Origin of the sequence: Neobittarella massiliensis (ex Bilen et al. 2018), from assembly GCF_014269355.1 — a bacterium.
GTDB classification, from domain to species: domain Bacteria; phylum Bacillota; class Clostridia; order Oscillospirales; family Ruminococcaceae; genus Neobittarella; species Neobittarella massiliensis.
Map to the genome: position 1 here is coordinate 879517 of NZ_JACOGI010000001.1, position 16559 is coordinate 896075.

Below are 16559 nucleotides of genomic sequence, written 5' to 3' on the forward strand. Positions count from 1 at the left end.
GATGAACGGGCGCATTTTAAAGGCTATAAGCGGCTTTTACTATGTACAGTGCGGCAGCGGCCTGATCGAGTGCCGTGCCAAAGGCATTTTTCGCAAGCGCGGCCTCAGCCCGACAGTGGGCGACGAGGTCACGATCTCGGTCGATCAAAACGAGAAGGGGGTCATCGAGGAGATCTCCCCCCGTAAAAACGCCTTTATCCGGCCGCCCATGGCCAATATCGACCAGTTCATCGTGGTAGTGTCGGCAGTCAGTCCGTCGCCCAACCTGTTCGTGGTCGACAAACTGCTCTCGATCGCCGAATATAAAGATGTCGAGCCGATCATAGTGCTCACCAAGCTGGATATGGCCCAGCTGCCCGGGGTGGCCGATATCTACCGCCAGGCGGGCTTTACCGTCATCGAGGTGGACTACCAGCAAAAAGCCTGGAAGCAGCAGGTCCTCGACTGTCTGGCCGGCAAAGTCTCCGCCTTTTGCGGCAATTCGGGGGTGGGCAAATCCACCCTGCTCAACCATCTGGGGCTGGGCCTCTCCCTCAAGACCGGCGAGACCAGCGAAAAGCTGGGCCGCGGTCGGCACACCACCCGCCACGTGGAGCTGTTCCAGCTGCCCTTTGGCGGCTATATCGCCGATACGCCGGGCTTTTCCGATGTGGACCTGCACCGGCAGGAAGGCATATTAAAAGATCAGCTGCAGTACACCTTCCGCGAGATCGCGCCGCTGGTGGGGCAGTGTAAGTTCGTGGGCTGTTCCCACACCTGTGAAAAGGGCTGCGCCGTGCTGGCCGCACTGGAGCAGGGCAAGATCGCCCCCTCCCGCCACCAGAGTTACGTGGCCCTCTACCAGGCAGTAAAAGATATCAAAGATTGGCAGCTGTAGCGGCCGTGCAGTACGGCGGTCTCGGCGATAAAAATGGGGGACGGCTTTCTTAGCTGTCCCCCCTGTGCGAGCGGGCCCCGAGGCCCCAGAGCTCTGTACAGAGAAAGGAAAGTGAAGAGCCGTGGAGAAATCGCGCTGTGTAGTGGTGGGAGCCGCCCCCATGGAGGAGGTGGACTTTTTGCGGTCGCAAATAGGCCCGCAAGATTTTGTCATCTGCGCCGACGGCGGGTACCGGCACCTGCAAAAAGCCGGCATAACGCCCGATCTGCTCATGGGCGATCTCGACTCTATCGATGTCCTCCCCGCCGATATCCCCACCGTCAAGTTCGATCCGGTCAAAGATGACACCGATACCCGCATCGCCCTCAAAGAGGGACTGAGACGCGGTTTCGAAGATTTCTTGATCTTGGGGGGCACCGGCGCCCGGCTCGATCACACGATCGCCAATTTGCAAAATCTCTTTTATTTAAAGGCGCAGGGGGCCAGCGGCGTGCTGGCTGATGCCAGCACCCGCGCCTTCATGCTGCAAGACGAAGAGGTGCTGCTGCCCGACGAGGGGTATCGCTATCTCTCGGTATTCAGTTTCACCCCGCAGTGCCTGGGCGTCAGTTTGCAGGGGGTCAAGTACCCGCTGTCCGGCTACACGATGGAGAGCCATTTTCCGATTGGGGTCAGCAACGAGTTCACCGACATCTGCTGCAAGATCGGGGTAAAACAAGGTGTTTTGCTGGTGCTTTTGGTGCGGGAATGAACCAAAAACGCCCCTTCTGTATATACTGTACTAAACAGGCAGGAGGGGGGAATGACCGTGAAACGAAACAGAGCGCTCAAACTGATGATGGTCACACTGGGCGCCGGTCTACTGCTCTCTTTCTGTCTCAGCTCCGGTTCTGTAGTGGTGGTCGTGGCAGTCGTGCTCATTTTACTGGGCCTGCTCGTTTCCTGCTGAACACAGCCCCTCCTGTGGGGCCGGGCGATCAAGAATAGGGGGCACACAGCATGCAAGTCGTAGTGATCAAGAGCTCAAAATTCATGTCCGGTATCTTAAAAAAGATCTTCAAGATCAAAGACGAACACAGGTGACAAAGAGCCGTCTGCCCCCACATGCGGGGAGGTAGACGGCTCTTTGCTTATTGTGTGTCTAAACCTGGCCAGCCGGCATATATTCTGCCTCGGCAAACCGCTGTACCGGCTATGGGCCAATAGAGCCAGAACAAAAAGAGTCCGAATCGCTGCTTCTATTTGGCTGTCCTTGACGTGCCATCAGCGCCGCAGTATGATGGTAAAAAGGCGTTGGGCCGTATGTGTATGCGGCCTAAACGATAAAGGAGATGTCAGCGGATGTACAGAGTGATGGATACCGACGTGGGCAAAGACCTGGTCACCGGTCAGTACGTAGAAGCGGCTCGCTGGGCGGCTTCTCCCAGTTTTGATGGCTGCCCCATCAATCGGGGAAATTTGGGCAAGACCATCTTTGATGAAGACAAGATGTCCCTTATGCGGGCCATACAGGGGGCGGGGGTATCCTCACCCAGCCTGCCCGGTTATGTGTACCACGAAAATCGGTCCGAGATCGAGTATGCGCTCACCGGCCGTGGCTGTCAGTATTACCCCGATGGCAGCACGCATCAGGTCCAGGCCGGCGACTGTATGTTCCACGCCGAGGGCCAGCCGCACCGGCTAAAAAATATGACCGATGTGGGTATCGAGCTGTGTATCGGGGTCAACGGTTCAGCTACTGAGCGCTTTCCCGGCCAACTGGGGGCTGATCGCGGCCGCTGGGATCAAAATGAGTACTACTGCCGTGACGGTGGGTACCGCATTGCCCATCGCGGCCAGGGCCAAGTGTACCAGCTGTGGGGCGGTGCCGCCACCGTCGAGGCTGTGCTCGAGACGCCGGGCCTTTCTTCCGGCCGTGTAGTCGCCCAACCAGCTGCCAGCCAGCGCGGGGGCTTTTATGTCTCGCGCAACGCCGATGAGATGGCCCTTGTTACCGCTGGCGCCGGTCTGCTCATCTTTCCCGATGAGGTGTTTGCCCTGCAAAAAGATATCGCCTATTATATCTTTGCCGATCAACCCTACAAGATAGTAGCTACCGGCGATCGACCGCTGCACATGCTCGCATACTGGTCGGCCAGCGCGATCGCCAATGTACAGTGCGCTCCAGCGCTACTGACCGAGAAAAAGTAAAGTGCCATGTAAATAAAAAAGACCGGGGGCAGGTGTATCTGCTTCCGGTCCTCTTTATTTAGTCCCTAAAGTCGCGATACGCCGGCAGAGCAGGGCGGCTCTTTCAGATATTCCGCATATACATATAAAATCATGCTATACAGTACTGAGCCGTAAACCTTCGCTTCGCAAAACTCGCGCCGCTGCTCGGCGGCAGGAGGTCTGCAGGCCTGCCAAAAGTCCCCGCACGTATCGCACAGCAGGGCCGAGAGCGGATAAACGATATTTTTTACAAATATGTGGGGCCGATCACGCGATAAGGTGTCATAAACCCCTCCCTGTCCAAATAAAGATGGATTAAACGGGAACTTGAGGAGGTTTTACGCCATGGAGCTGAAAAAAGATACCAGGACCTACCAGCTGGGCAACGCCGTATTAGACAAGACGTTTGAACAGACGGTAGAGAGCGATTTCATCCTGCCCGATTATCTGGCAGAGATCGTGCGCATCGTCAAGTGCATCGGCACGCCCCACATCGTCAACAAACAAAAGGTAGATTCGAAAGTCATTCTCGACGGCTACCTGCAGTTCACCCTGCTGTACACCTCAGAAGACAGCAGTGCTCTGCAGTGTTTTGAGCAGACCATTCCTTTTACCAAACAGATAGACTGCAAAGTCCCCATCGAGAGCGATCTGGTCGAGACGGCAGTGAAAGGCGAGTATATCAACTGCCGTGCCACCAACCCCCGCGCTATCTCGGTGCGCAGCTCGGTATCCATCCGGGTAAAGGTCAGTGGAGTCAGCACCCAAACAGTACTCAGTGACGTGCAGGGCGGTGGTATCCAGCAGAAAAAAGAGGAGATGCAGGCCAGCTTCCCCGCGGCAATGGGGCAAAAGCTCTTTAGTGCTGAAGACGAGACCGATCTGGCCTTAAACGGCTCTGTACGGGCCGTCATCGGCGCCGAGAGCCGTATCGAACCCGGCGACTACAAAGTTATAACCAACAAAGTCATCATCAAAGGGGAGTGTAAGACCCACGTCACCTACCTGATGGAGGATGGCAGCGTGCAGACAGCCGACTATGTCATACCCGTCAGCCAGGTGGTCGATATCGACGGGTGCACCTCCGACATGCAGTACGATGTGCGTCTAGCCGTTCTCGACAGCAAAGTGGAGCTCAAGCAGAATATAGAAGGCGAAAATACTGTACTCTCCACCCAGATCGTGGGGGAGGTCACCGCTATCTGTTTTGAGCAGACCACCGTCGAGACGATACGCGATGTGTTTTCCACTACCTATGACTACCAGTACAAGACAAAACCGTTTGCCTGTGCTTCGTCGACGATCTTGGCCCCCACTACCGTACAGATCAAAAAACAGCTGCACCTTGACGGGGCCCCCATCGAGACCATCTACGATGTGTGGGGCGAACTCAACCTGATGGGCAGCCGCACCGAAGGGGAGAACGTCGTATCTTCCGGTACTATTAAAGTCACAGTGTTGGGACGCGGCGCCGATGAGGTGCTGCAGGTGCAGGACAAAAATCTCGACTGCGAATTGCGTCTGCCCGCCGGTCAATCAGCTGAAAGCGCGGCTGTGGACCTAAATGCCCAGATCGCGACCATCAGTTGGTCGCTGGGGGGAGACGGTGCCATCGAGCTGCAGCTGGATATCGCTTGCCAAGCTGTGCTCACCCAGCAATTTTCGGGCAATGTGGTCGAAGATGTCACCGTGGATGAGGAGACGGTCAAAGAGGTAGACAAAAATACCGCTCTCACCATCTACTACTGTGACACCGGTGAAGAAGTATGGCAGATCGCCAAACGGTACAATACCTCGGTAGATGCCATCATGCAGTCTAATGACTTGGAAGACGACCGGATCGGGGACAAGAGAACTCTGCTGATCCCGATCGTCTCGGAATAAAAGCGGGGGGATAGCCATGCAACACGATATCTATAAAGACATAGCTCAGCGCACAGCGGGCGACATTTACGTGGGGGTGGTGGGTCCGGTACGCACTGGAAAATCCACCTTTATCAAGCGGATGATGGAGACGCTGGTGATCCCCAACATCCACGATGACTTCATAAGACAGCGCACTGTAGATGAGCTGCCGCAGTCGGCGGCCGGAAAGATGATCATGACCACCGAGCCCAAGTTCATTCCCGAAGAGGCCATCGAGGTGGATCTGGATAGCGGCGCCCATTTCCGGGTGCGCATGGTCGACTGTGTGGGGTATGTGGTCGACAGCGCCGTGGGATACCTGGACGGGGGCGAGACCAGACTGGTCGATTCGCCTTGGTCAGATGAGCCCATACCTTTTGAGCAGGCCGCCGAGATAGGCACCGAAAAGGTCATACGCGAACACGCTACAGTGGGCATCGTAGTCACCACCGACGGTTCTATCAGCGATATCCCGCGAGAGGATTATGTAGAGGCCGAGACCAGAGTGATCAAAGAGCTCAAAGAGCGGGGAAAACCGTTCCTCATCCTGCTCAACTCCGCTCATCCCGGCAGCGATAAAACTCAAAAACTGCGGGAATACCTACAAGATCGCCACAACGTACCGGTGTTGGCACTCAACTGTCTCGACTTGACCGGGCAGGACATCACCGATATCCTCAAAGCACTGCTGTACGAGTTCCCGGTCAAAGAGATCTCGGTGCAGATGCCACGCTGGATCAATACGCTGAAACAAGATCACTGGCTGCGCCAGTCGGTGTTTGGCAAGATCATCGAGCTGTTTGAGGGCATCGATCACATCTCCAAGATCGACGCCACTGCCCAAAAGCTCTATGACTGTGAGCAGATATCCAATGTCAATGTAAAGAGCATCGACCTGGCTACCGGCACCGCCGTGCTCAATATTGGTCTGGAGCAGGATCTGTTTTATAAGATCATTGCCGAGAATACGGGCCTGGACCTGAACGACGAGTCGGACCTGATGCCCTGTATCATGGACCTGGCTGCGGCCAAAGCAGAGTACGACAAGATAAAAGATGCGTTGGCTGAGGTCGAGGCCACCGGTTATGGGATCGTAATGCCCTCTATCGATGAACTCAGTTTAGAGGAGCCGGAGATCGTCAAGCAGGGTGGGCGTTACGGCGTGCGGCTCAAGGCGTCAGCTCCCTCTATCCATATGATGAAGGCCAACATCAACACCGAGGTGAGCCCCATCGTGGGCAGCGAAAAGCAGTCGGAAGAACTGGTCATGTACCTGCTCAAAGAGTTCGAGGAGAATCCCAGCAAGATCTGGGAGTCGAACATCTTTGGTAAGAGCCTGCACGACTTAGTTAACGAGGGGCTGCACAACAAGCTCTACCGCATGCCCCAAGACGCGCGCGGCAAGATACAGGAGACGGTAGAGCGGGTCATCAACGAGGGCTGCTCCGGTCTCATCTGCATCATCATCTAGGGGCGTTCCCCCTCCTCAAAAGTGCACGTATCCGTTCCCTGAACCACGCCGGGCCTGACTGCGGTCAGTCCCGGCGTGGTTTGTTGGGTTGCGCTGTGTAGGTCTATAGATTTGTCTGATGTTTTTTTAAAAAGGCCATCGATGATCGACATAACAAAAAAGAGCCACCATAAGGTAGCTCTTCTAAAGAAAACAGGTTATAGATCATGTATCTGCGGTCACCCGGTCCCCGCTGGCGCCTTTCAGCGGCCGGTACACTGTGAACAGCATCGTCACATAACAGGCGGCACCGCCCACAAAGTTCGAGATGGGCTCGGCCAGGAATACACCGACCACGCCCAGACCAAACATGCGGGGGAGCAGGATGGTCAGCGGCACGACGATCACCACTTTGCGCAGCAGCGAGAAAAACACTGCCTGTTTCGACTTTCCCAGCGCTACGAATGTGGACTGCCCCGCCTGCTGAAAAGCCATCATGAAGTAGCCGAAGAAGTAGACATTCAGCGAAGATGCCCCTTCCTTGATCAGTTGCGGGTCGCTGTTAAAGAGGTGGATGAACGGTTCGGGAAACACCATCAGCACGATCCAGATCACAGTCGTGTACACGATACAGGCCACCGAGGTAAAGCGGATGGAACTGCGCACCCGCTCATACTTTTCGGCGCCAAAGTTATAGCCCATCACCGGCTGGGCGCCGCTCGTCACGCCGTTGATAGGCATGCTCACCACCTCGCGGATCGACCCGGCCACTGTCATGATACCGATATACAGGTCACCGCCAAACTGCTGCAGGTTGATGTTGCAGACGATCTGCACCAAGCTGTTGGTGATGGCAAAGCAGAAGTTCGAGAGTCCCAGCGCAATGATCTCTTTGACCAGCGGCCACTGCAGTTTCATAGTCTTTTTCTGGATGCGGTAGATCGCTTTTTTGCCGGTGAGGAACCGCAGCACCCAGGCAGCCGACAAAAATTGGGCAATGATGGTGGCCAGTGCCGCCCCCTGGACCCCCATGTGCAGCACAAAGATAAATAGCGGGTCCAGCACGATGTTGACGACTGCCCCCAGCAGCACCGTCATCATACCGGTGCGGGCAAACCCCTGCGAGTTGATAAAGCTGTTCATGCCCAACCCGACCATTACAAAAACACTGCCGCATAGGTAGATGGTCAGGTAACTGTCGGCGTAGGGGAAAGTTTGGCTGCTGGCGCCAAAAAGATAGAGAAGCGGCTTTTTAAACAACAAAAACAGCGCCGTCAGCCCTAGGCCCACCGACACCAGCAGAAAGAAGGCGTTGCCCATAATGGTCTCAGCGCGCTCATGGTCTCCTTTGCCCCGCGCTATCGAGCAGAGCGGCGCACCACCCATGCCAAAGAGGTTGGCAAAAGCCGTGATGATAGAGATGATGGGGAAGGTGAGGCCCAACCCGGTCAGCGCCAGCGTCGAGGCCTGGGGAATATGCCCGATGTACATGCGGTCGACTACGTTGTACAGCACGTTGATGAGCTGCGCCAGAGTCATGGGCAGCGCCAGGTTGAGGATGTTTTTCCACACCTTACCCTTGGAAAAGTCGTTTTTCTCTCCCGTATCGATTCCCCCCGACAAAAGCGCAACGGCAAGCCCAAAAGAGCTGCCGCCGCGCAGAATATAACCTTATTATACACCACTTGGGCCGCCGTAACAAGCCACCCCTGGTGCATAAGGGCGCGCTTGTAGAGCGCTGTGCGTTCTGCGCAGCTCAGGCAAAGGGCTCTGCCTGTACATGGTCTGGCTCGGCGGCCCGAAAGCGCATCAGCTTCTCTTGCTGGGCATCCAGAAAGTACACCCAGCCGTCGGCTGTGTTCACTGAAAATTGGGCGGCTGGGGTCAGGGCGTACTGGTCGGAGGCGTGCTGCATGGCGGGCAGTACCGTCATCTGTCCGTTTTGCCGGGAGATCTGCACGAAATCCACCTGGCAGTCGGTGGAGCAGACCCCATATAGCCACTGCTCATCGTAGTTGGCCAGGTATATCCGACAGCTGTCCCCCAAGTCGGCGACGATCTGCTTTTTTCCATCGACACCGGCAAACTGCAGCTGCCCGGCCAGATCGGTATAATAGGCGCCTTCGGGTACATACAGTTCAGTGATGACCTGCATGGCATCCCCTTCATACGAGATGTCTCGCAACCATATATGGCGGTTTTGTCGGTAGAATTCCGGCCGATAGGCCCGGATAAAGAGCCCTTCTTCCGGCTGTAAAATGGTCTCTAGTATCTCACCGCCGGTGTCGGCCGCCTTGTACAGCTTATCGTCTATCAGCTGGGGGACGGTGGGGTCGGGCTCTAGGCAGTAGGTGCGGTAGCGGGTAGAGGCATCATCTCCACGATAGGTGCAGTGGCACTCGTCCAAGATGATGTTCTCGATGGGAGGTATGGGCAGAGGGCTCTCTTTTTTTGCCTTCAGGTCGTATACCCAGGCGCTGTTTGCCTGAATGTCGGTGTAGTACAGGCAGTGCTTGTAGCGAAACAGCGCGCCGATCTCGCTGCCGTGTTCCACCAGCAGCTGGGCCCTGTCGGTCTTTCTGTCCACCTGATAAAGCGCCGTGTTGCCACAGAGGTACAGATGGTCGCTATCCTGAACCAAGCGGGCGTTGAGATAGCGGCCGCCAGTGTCGTCGTACAGGCGGTCGGCATAGGTGGGGCCAGCACTCTTTTTTGCCCCGTCCCCGCTCCCGTGTTTCTTTTCACCGCCGGCACAGCCGGTCAGCAATACCAGTAGCGCCGCGCACAACAGCGGCGCCCATTTTTTCCACATCTCGTACCACCTCACCAAAACATAGATCACCTCTATCATACTATATATCTTCATTTAGAAAACCGTCTCGGCAAATATTCTCAGGATAGGGCAAAAAAGAGCGGCCGTGCTTGTGCAGATGGTATGGTACAGGGGAGAATAGGTGCATTCCGCGATGAGGCAAGTTGTGGCTGGGAGCGGCATACAAATAGAAAGTAGACAAGCCGGCCCGGAGCGATAACGTACACAGTTTCTTAATATATACCGAAAAAGTGGATAATTACAGCCGGGAATGGTCAGCACAAACTGGTCTATTCGCCTAACTTTAAAAATCTGTTTTCTCATCCGTTGACCGGCGGTCAATAAAGGTTTATCATAGAGACTGGATAAGAATTTTGGCGATACCCGACAGTTTTTGTCATTTGAATTTAGTCTGTTTACCAAACCGGAAAGGGATGAGCCACAGATGCAAGAGAGCGCCCTGCGCACCGACGACAAGCGGCTGCGCATCGAGAATGCCGCTATCGAGCTGTTTCTGCGCCAAGGCATCGGGGGCACCTCGGTGGGGCAGATCGCCCAGAAAGCCGGCGTGGCCAAAGGCAGTGTCTACACCTATTTTAAAGACAAACAGGCCATTATCGATCAGGCCGTGCTCGATAAAACGTTTGAGGTGTTCGAATACACGCTGCAGCAGGCGCCCCCCGCGCAGGGGGAGGACTGGCCGGTGACTTTTTGTGGCGCACTGATAGATTTTTATACGCAAAATCCACATATCTTGCGCTTTATCATGGCCAGCAAAGAGCGGGGCGTACTCGCCAGCTATGTAGAGAGCGGCCAGCTCTCGGTGCCCCAGGGGCACTTTTTACGGCGTCTGGTCGGCCACTTCTGCTGTGGCGAGCCCACCCGTGACGACTTCAATCGCATGGCCATGGCCCTGGAATTCGTCGTCAGCTCCAGCTACTACGCGGTAGTTCGGCGGCAGCCCGACGATATCCGGGTGGTAAGGCCCCTTATTTTACATACTGTATCCAAACTCTGCAGCAGTCGCTAGCGCTGTTACCCGGCAAGGAGAAGAAAATATGAGCTATAAAATAGGACTGGATGTAGGCAGTACGACCATTAAGGTCGTGGTGCTCGACACGCAGGACAATCTGGTTTACAAGAGCTACGAGCGCCACCGCTCCCGGGTGCGGGAGATGGCTCTGGAAAAGATACAGAGTCTCAAGGAGCTGCTCACCGGTCACCACCTGCGCATCGCCATCACCGGTAGTGCCGGTCTGGGCATGGCCAAAGAGAGCGGTATCGATTTCGTGCAGGAGGTGTACGCCACTGCCGGTGCGGTGCGGCAGTATGTGCCCAGCACCGACGTGGTCATCGAGCTGGGCGGTGAGGACGCCAAGATCATCTTCTTAAAAGGGGCGCTGGAAGAACGGATGAACAGCACCTGTGCCGGCGGTACTGGTGCCTTTATCGACCAGATGGCCAGCCTGCTCAACGTAGACCTGGCCGAGCTGGATCGGCTGAGTCTGGCCCACGACCGCATTTATCCCATTGCCTCCCGCTGCGGGGTATTTGCCAAAACTGATATCCAGCCGCTGATCAATCAGGGTGCCCAGCCCGAAAATATAGCCGCCAGCATCTTTCAGGCGGTGGTCGACCAGACCATCGCCGGCTTGGCTCAGGGCCGCGAGATCGAGGGCAACGTGCTGTTTTTGGGCGGGCCGCTCTCCTTCCTCAAGGGCCTGCAGGAGCGCTTTATCAAAACGCTGGAACTGGATGGGGAGAGCGCCAACTTTCACCCGCTGGCCCCCTATTTTGTGGCGCTGGGCGCCGCCCTGTACAGTAAGGGGCTGTCGGGCTACCGCAGTTACGATGAACTCGAGCAGATCTTCACCCAGGTGCTGGCCGCCCCGCAGGAGGTACAGGGGATGGAACCGCTGTTCGCCGACGAGCAGGAGTACCAGGATTTCTGTGATCGCCACGCCGCCACTGCGGTGGAGCAGCGCGACCTGTCCGCATTTTCAGGTCGGGCCTTTCTGGGGGTAGACGCCGGCAGCACCACTACTAAAACGGTGCTGCTGGATGAGGATTACCACATTCTCTACAGCGATTACGTCAACAACCTGGGCAACCCCATCACCGCCGTCAAGCGCCAGCTCGACGAGATCTACAGCCAGGCGGGGCCGGGGCTCACGATCGCCGGTGCCGCGGTGACCGGTTACGGCGAAGACCTGATCCGCGCCGCCTTCCACCTGGATTTTGGCGTGGTCGAGACCATGGCCCATTTTACTGCTGCCAAGCACTTTGATCCGGCGGTCGATTTTATCATCGATATCGGCGGGCAGGACATGAAGTGCTTCAAGATCAAAGATGATACCATCGACGATATCGTCCTCAACGAGGCTTGCTCCTCCGGCTGCGGCTCGTTTATCGAGACTTTTGCCAAGAGCCTGGGCTACCCCATCACCGAGTTTGCCACCCTGGGCCTCTTTGCCAAACACCCGGTCGATCTGGGTACCCGCTGTACGGTGTTCATGAATTCCTCGGTCAAACAGGCGCAGAAAAACGGTGCCACCGTCGAGGATATCTCGGCTGGTCTGGCCATGAGCGTGGTCAAAAACGCGCTGTATAAGGTCATCCGTGCCCGCAGCGCCGACGATATCGGCCAAAACATCGTGGTGCAGGGCGGCACCTTTTTAAACGACTCGGTGCTGCGCAGTTTTGAAAAAGAGTTGGGCCGCAAAGTGGTGCGACCGGCCATCGCCGGCCTGATGGGCGCTTTTGGTGCGGCCATCTGGGCCATGCGCAATGCGGGCAGTCAGTCGACGGTGCTCACCGCCCAGCAGTTGGCGGCGTTCACGCACCAGTCTAAAGCCACGGTCTGCGGTATCTGTACCAACCACTGTAACCTCACCGTCAACACCTTTTCCGACGGCAGCCGCTTTATCGCCGGCAACCGCTGCGAGCGCCCGGTCACCGGCAAAAAGGCCGATGTCCAGCTGCCCAACATGGTGGCCTACAAATACAAAAAACTCATGAGCTACACCGGCCGGCCCGGCCCGCGGGGGCAGATCGGTCTGCCCATGTGCCTCAACAGCTACGAAAACCTGCCCTTTTGGCACACCTTTTTCACCGAACTGGGCTTCGAGGTAGTCACCTCCGGCCGCTCCACCAAGCAGATGTACCTCAAGGGGCAAAATACGATCCCCTCCGACACGGTGTGTTACCCGGCCAAGCTGGTACACGGCCATATCCGCACGCTGCTCGAAAAAGGGGTCAAGACCATCTTCTACCCCTGTATGAGCTATAATTTTGACGAGTCGATCTCGCAAAACTGCTATAACTGCCCGGTGGTGGCCTATTACCCCGAACTCATCAAGGGCAATGTGCCTATGGATGGGGTACAGTTCATCTACCCCTACATCAGTCTCAACGACAAAAAGATCTTCGAGCAAAAGATCATCAAATACCTCAACGAGTACGGCTTTGCCCTGACGAAAAAAGAGGTGCAGCAGGCCAGCGAAAAGGCCTATGCCGCCTACGACGCCCATCGCGCCGATATCTGCGAGGAAGGAATGCGGGCGCTGCGCTTTGCCAAAGATCACCACAAAAAAACGGTGGTGCTGGCCGGCCGCCCCTATCACATCGACCCCGAGATAAACCACGGCATCGACAAGCTGCTCTCCAGCCTGGGCTTTGTGGTGGTGACCGAGGACTGTGTGGCCAACCTGGCCAATGCCCCCCAAACCAACGTGCTCAACCAGTGGACCTACCACGCCCGCATGTATAACGCCGCCCGTTATGTGTCCCACGCGCCGGGTACCGAGCTGGTGCAGCTGGTGAGCTTTGGCTGTGGCTTAGATGCCATCACCACCGATGAGGTACGGGATATCCTGCGGGAGAGCGACAAGCTGTACACCCAGCTGAAGATCGACGAGATCGACAACCTGGGCGCCATCAAGATCAGGCTGCGCAGTCTGCTGGCAGCCATGGACGAGAGGGAGAAAGAGCATGCCAACTGAACACCAGAACAAGCCGGTGGAGTTCACCCCGGCCATGCGCGAGGACTATACCATCCTGGTGCCCATGATGCTGCCCATCCATTTTGAGATGATCGTGCAGATCCTGCGCGAGAGCGGCTACCGCGCCGAGCTGCTGCGCACTACCGGCCGCCGGCTGGTGGATGAAGGCCTTAAAAACGTGCACAACGACACCTGTTATCCGGCTCTGCTGGTCATTGGGCAGATGATCGATGCACTCAAGAGCGGCCAATACGACGTCAACAAAACAGCGCTGCTCATCACCCAGACCGGCGGCGGTTGCCGCGCCTCCAACTACATATACCTGCTGCGCAAGGCGCTGCGGCAGAGCGGATTTCCCCAGGTGCCGGTCATCAGCATCAACTTTACCGACCTGGCCGGCGGTACCGGTTTTAAGATCACCCCCAAAATGCTCATCAAGATCGTGTATGCCATGATCTACGGCGACATGCTCATGTGGCTGCGCAATCAGTGCAAGCCCTACGAGCTCAAAAAGGGGCAGACCGATAAAGTGGTCGACCGCTGGATCAAGATCATGAACCGCCAGTTCTCCAGCGGCAAGTTTTTGCGGGTGGGCCACAACTACCGCGAGATCTTAGAGGATTTTGCCGCCATCGAGCGCCACCGCGAAAAAAAGATCAAGGTGGGCATCGTCGGCGAGATCTACATGAAATACGCCCCGCTGGGCAACAACGACCTCGAGAACTTCCTCATCAAAGAAGGGGCCCAGCCGGTGGTCTCTGGCGTGTTGGATTTCTGCCTCTACTGTCTCAAAAATGGCATTATCGACTACAAGCTCTACGGCGGTACCAAAGGTGGCAAGACCATCAAGACGCTGTCGCTGCGCTACTGCCAGCACTGGCAAAACCAGATGATCCGGGCCATCAAAAAACACGGTGAGTTCACCGCCCCCACACCTTTTGCCGAGCTCGAAGCAGCTGTAGATGGCTTTATCGGCAAAGGCGCTAAAATGGGTGAGGGGTGGCTGCTCACCGCCGAGATGCTCGAGCTCATCCAGAGCGGGGTCAACAACGTGGTGTGCACCCAGCCTTTTGGCTGCCTGCCCAACCACATCATCGCTAAAGGCATGATGCGCAAGATCAAAAACAAGTACCCCCAGGCCAACATCGTGGCGGTGGACTACGATCCCAGCGCCACTCCCATCAACCAGGAGAACCGGCTCAAGCTCATGCTCTCCAACGCCCGCCTCACCGAGGAGTTCGGTGCCGCACCGGCGGCGGGGAAACCCAAGCCTATCCTCGACAAGACCGAACCGGCCGCCGCTATCCCGGCCGAGCGCGATCAGCGCGAGACGGTGACCCTGTAAACAAAAACGGGCAAAAAACTAAAGGGGCGTTTGCGATTTGGAAACTGTAGTACTCACATTTTTATACCTGGCTTTCTACAGCTTTGTGGGCTGGATGTGCGAGACGGTCTACTGCTCGGTCATCCAGCGCAAACTGGTCAACCGGGGCTTTCTCGGTGGGCCGGTGTGCCCCATCTACGGCTTTGGCGCACTGGCGGTGATCTTTTGTCTCACCCCGGTGCGCAAATCCCCCTGGGCGGTATTTCTGCTGGGGATGCTGCTCACCACCTGCCTGGAATACTTCACCAGCTGGGCTATGGAAAAACTGTTCCACACCCGCTGGTGGGACTATTCCCAGTTTAAACTACAGATCAATGGGCGGGTATGTCTGCTCAATTCGCTGGAGTTCGGCGCACTGTGTCTGTTTGTGATGTATGTGCTGCACCCCCGGGTCGAAACGATGTTCGGTGCACTGCCTGTATGGGCCCTCTGGACTTTGGCAGCGGTGCTGCTGGCACTGTTTATCGTCGATAGTGCCGTCACACTGCGGGCACTGCTCGGCCTCGACCGCGACACGGCCAGTTTTGCCCAGGTGGCACAGGAGCTGCGGCTCAAGCTGGAGGAGAGCGGGGTCACTGCCGGCGCCGAGGAGTTCATCGAGCGGGTCGAGGGCTACTTCGACGGCAAAAAAGAACAACTGGCACAGCTGGCGGCCGAACTGGAGGAGCGGCGAGACGACCGCCGCGCTCAGCGTGGGGCCGGCCTGCAAAAGCTGCTTGCCCGCCTGCAGGCGCTCTCGCAGGAGGAGAGCTTTGCCAAACGCCGTCTGCGCCGCGCGTTCCCCCACATGCGCTCCACCCGCTATTCCGACCAGCTGGCCAAGCTGCACCAGAGCTTGCGCCAAAAATTGCGCCAGAAAGAGAAATAGCGATCGTCCGATCTGTGTGGGCAGCCGCGTAAAAAAGAGCCAGAGTCCAGTATCTACCGGTACATTTTTGGTGGGCCGCAGCAACCGTTGCGGCCCACCAGTTCTATACATCCGCCTGCGGGGGCGGCATTGAGGGGGAAAACACCGTGGATCATCGCCAACAGCGTGCCGACCAACTAAAAAGACAGATGACCATCGACTGCGAAAACTGCTGTGGGCTGTGCTGCGTGGCGCTGTACTGTGCCCGCAGCGAGGGATTTCCCGCCGACAAGCCTGCCGGTGTTCCCTGCCAACATCTACAGCGCGATTTCCGCTGTGCCATCCACCAGAAACTGGCCCAGAAAAAGTATACCGGCTGCATGGCTTTCGACTGTATGGGAGCCGGTCAGCGGGCTACAGCGCTCGCGGGCGGTCTCCCTGCCGGCAGGGCAGAGCAAGAGCGGCTGTCAGCGGCATTTTTGCAGCTGTGGCAGCTCTATCAAGTGTGCTGGTACCTGGCCGAGGCCTCGATCCTGCCGGCGGCGCAGCCGCTCTGGGAGCAGCTCGACCGGGCATTGGACGAGCTCTGCCGGCTGGTCTCACTGCCGCTGCTGCCACTGTTGCAGGTCGATGTGGAGCGCTGCCGCACCGACGCCAACCAGCTGCTCAAACGGGCGGTGGCGCTGTCCTGTAAAAAGATGGACGGCAAATACCCGGGCATATATCTGGGCCGAGATCTGCGCCGACGCACATTGCGGGAGCGCGACCTCTCTATGGCACTGCTCATCGCCGCCGACTTGCGGGGCTGTGATCTGTCCGGTACTAGCTTGCTGGGGGCCGACCTGCGCGACTGTGACCTGCGCGGCGCCGACCTGCACAGCAGTCTGTTTTTACTGCAGGGGCAGCTGAATGCCGCCCGCGGCGACAGCAGTACCCGGCTCCCTGCCGGCCTGTGCAGGCCTGTCTCCTGGCAGTGACCGGTGTCCCGCCGCTGGTATCCGGCTGCCTCCTTTACCAGCTTTTGGCTGGAGGAGCTTGCCCTGTCGATGCATTTTTATAATGGCAGAAAAGC

General features: G+C 57.0%; 14 protein-coding genes. 12 read left to right on the forward strand and 2 right to left on the reverse strand.

The features are described from left to right. Position 1: 1 nt before the first annotated feature. From rsgA to spoIVA, 7 genes are all read left to right on the forward strand, one after another. Positions 2 to 877, forward strand: coding sequence for a ribosome small subunit-dependent GTPase A (gene rsgA / locus H8K20_RS04035; protein ID WP_186487548.1), 876 nt, complete (start codon positions 2 to 4; stop codon positions 875 to 877). A gap of 121 nt (positions 878 to 998) precedes the next feature. Then, positions 999 to 1628, forward strand: a complete 630-nt coding sequence (locus H8K20_RS04040; protein WP_154865595.1) for a thiamine diphosphokinase — start codon at positions 999 to 1001, stop codon at positions 1626 to 1628. A gap of 57 nt (positions 1629 to 1685) precedes the next feature. Further along, positions 1686 to 1826, forward strand: coding sequence for a hypothetical protein (locus H8K20_RS04045; RefSeq protein ID WP_164998113.1), 141 nt, complete (start codon positions 1686 to 1688; stop codon positions 1824 to 1826). 50 nt (positions 1827 to 1876) lie between these two features. After that, the gene (gene spoVM / locus H8K20_RS14290) at positions 1877 to 1960 is read left to right on the forward strand and encodes a stage V sporulation protein SpoVM (protein WP_105203720.1); all 84 of its coding nucleotides are present in this window, start codon (positions 1877 to 1879) and stop codon (positions 1958 to 1960) included. Positions 1961 to 2218: 258 nt separating this feature from the next. Beyond that, positions 2219 to 3067 carry a cupin domain-containing protein gene (locus H8K20_RS04055; protein WP_186487549.1) on the forward strand — a complete coding sequence of 283 codons (849 nt, stop codon included), beginning with the start codon at positions 2219 to 2221 and terminating at the stop codon, positions 3065 to 3067. Positions 3068 to 3433: 366 nt separating this feature from the next. After that, on the forward strand, positions 3434 to 4972 hold the full coding sequence (locus H8K20_RS04060; protein ID WP_186487550.1) for a DUF3794 and LysM peptidoglycan-binding domain-containing protein: 1539 nt from the start codon (positions 3434 to 3436) through the stop codon (positions 4970 to 4972). A gap of 16 nt (positions 4973 to 4988) precedes the next feature. Beyond that, positions 4989 to 6464 carry a stage IV sporulation protein A gene (gene spoIVA, locus H8K20_RS04065; protein WP_105203723.1) on the forward strand — a complete coding sequence of 492 codons (1476 nt, stop codon included), beginning with the start codon at positions 4989 to 4991 and terminating at the stop codon, positions 6462 to 6464. A gap of 204 nt (positions 6465 to 6668) precedes the next feature. Here the strand turns inward: spoIVA and H8K20_RS04070 are convergent, their stop codons facing one another. Continuing rightward, a complete protein-coding gene (locus H8K20_RS04070; RefSeq protein WP_243206176.1) occupies positions 6669 to 8066 on the reverse strand; it encodes an MATE family efflux transporter in 1398 nt (465 codons plus the stop codon). A gap of 133 nt (positions 8067 to 8199) precedes the next feature. Then, positions 8200 to 9294: a hypothetical protein gene (locus H8K20_RS04075; RefSeq protein ID WP_207721449.1), complete on the reverse strand. Its 1095-nt coding sequence runs from the start codon at positions 9292 to 9294 to the stop codon at positions 8200 to 8202. Positions 9295 to 9700: 406 nt separating this feature from the next. Here H8K20_RS04075 and H8K20_RS04080 point away from each other — a divergent pair, with 406 nt between their 5' ends. The 5 genes from H8K20_RS04080 to H8K20_RS14175 all read left to right on the forward strand — a co-directional run bounded on the left by H8K20_RS04080 (position 9701) and on the right by H8K20_RS14175 (position 16464). Then, on the forward strand, positions 9701 to 10285 hold the full coding sequence (locus tag H8K20_RS04080) for a TetR/AcrR family transcriptional regulator (protein WP_105203725.1): 585 nt from the start codon (positions 9701 to 9703) through the stop codon (positions 10283 to 10285). A 28-nt stretch (positions 10286 to 10313) separates the two neighbouring features. Beyond that, positions 10314 to 13256, forward strand: coding sequence for an acyl-CoA dehydratase activase (locus H8K20_RS04085; RefSeq protein WP_186487552.1), 2943 nt, complete (start codon positions 10314 to 10316; stop codon positions 13254 to 13256). Beyond that, positions 13246 to 14601, forward strand: coding sequence for a 2-hydroxyacyl-CoA dehydratase (locus tag H8K20_RS14005; protein WP_186487553.1), 1356 nt, complete (start codon positions 13246 to 13248; stop codon positions 14599 to 14601). Before H8K20_RS04085 ends, H8K20_RS14005 begins: the two co-directional genes overlap by 11 nt. Before the next feature lie 37 nt (positions 14602 to 14638). After that, entirely contained in the window at positions 14639 to 15508 is an 870-nt protein-coding gene (locus tag H8K20_RS04095) for a putative ABC transporter permease (RefSeq protein WP_186487554.1), read from the forward strand. Positions 15509 to 15654: 146 nt separating this feature from the next. Next, positions 15655 to 16464: a pentapeptide repeat-containing protein gene (locus tag H8K20_RS14175; RefSeq protein ID WP_186487555.1), complete on the forward strand. Its 810-nt coding sequence runs from the start codon at positions 15655 to 15657 to the stop codon at positions 16462 to 16464. The last annotated feature ends 95 nt before the right edge of the window (positions 16465 to 16559 follow it).

Coding starts and splice junctions, on each gene's coding strand:
- spoIVA (WP_105203723.1), top strand. CDS start 4,989: ATGCAACACGATATCTATAAAGACATAGCTCAGCGCACAGCGGGCGAC.
- H8K20_RS14005 (WP_186487553.1), top strand. CDS start 13,246: ATGCCAACTGAACACCAGAACAAGCCGGTGGAGTTCACCCCGGCCATG.
- H8K20_RS04080 (WP_105203725.1), top strand. CDS start 9,701: ATGCAAGAGAGCGCCCTGCGCACCGACGACAAGCGGCTGCGCATCGAG.
- spoVM (WP_105203720.1), top strand. CDS start 1,877: ATGCAAGTCGTAGTGATCAAGAGCTCAAAATTCATGTCCGGTATCTTA.
- H8K20_RS04060 (WP_186487550.1), top strand. CDS start 3,434: ATGGAGCTGAAAAAAGATACCAGGACCTACCAGCTGGGCAACGCCGTA.
- H8K20_RS04055 (WP_186487549.1), top strand. CDS start 2,219: ATGTACAGAGTGATGGATACCGACGTGGGCAAAGACCTGGTCACCGGT.
- rsgA (WP_186487548.1), top strand. CDS start 2: ATGAACGGGCGCATTTTAAAGGCTATAAGCGGCTTTTACTATGTACAG.
- H8K20_RS04085 (WP_186487552.1), top strand. CDS start 10,314: ATGAGCTATAAAATAGGACTGGATGTAGGCAGTACGACCATTAAGGTC.
- H8K20_RS04075 (WP_207721449.1), bottom strand. CDS start 9,294: ATGATAGAGGTGATCTATGTTTTGGTGAGGTGGTACGAGATGTGGAAA.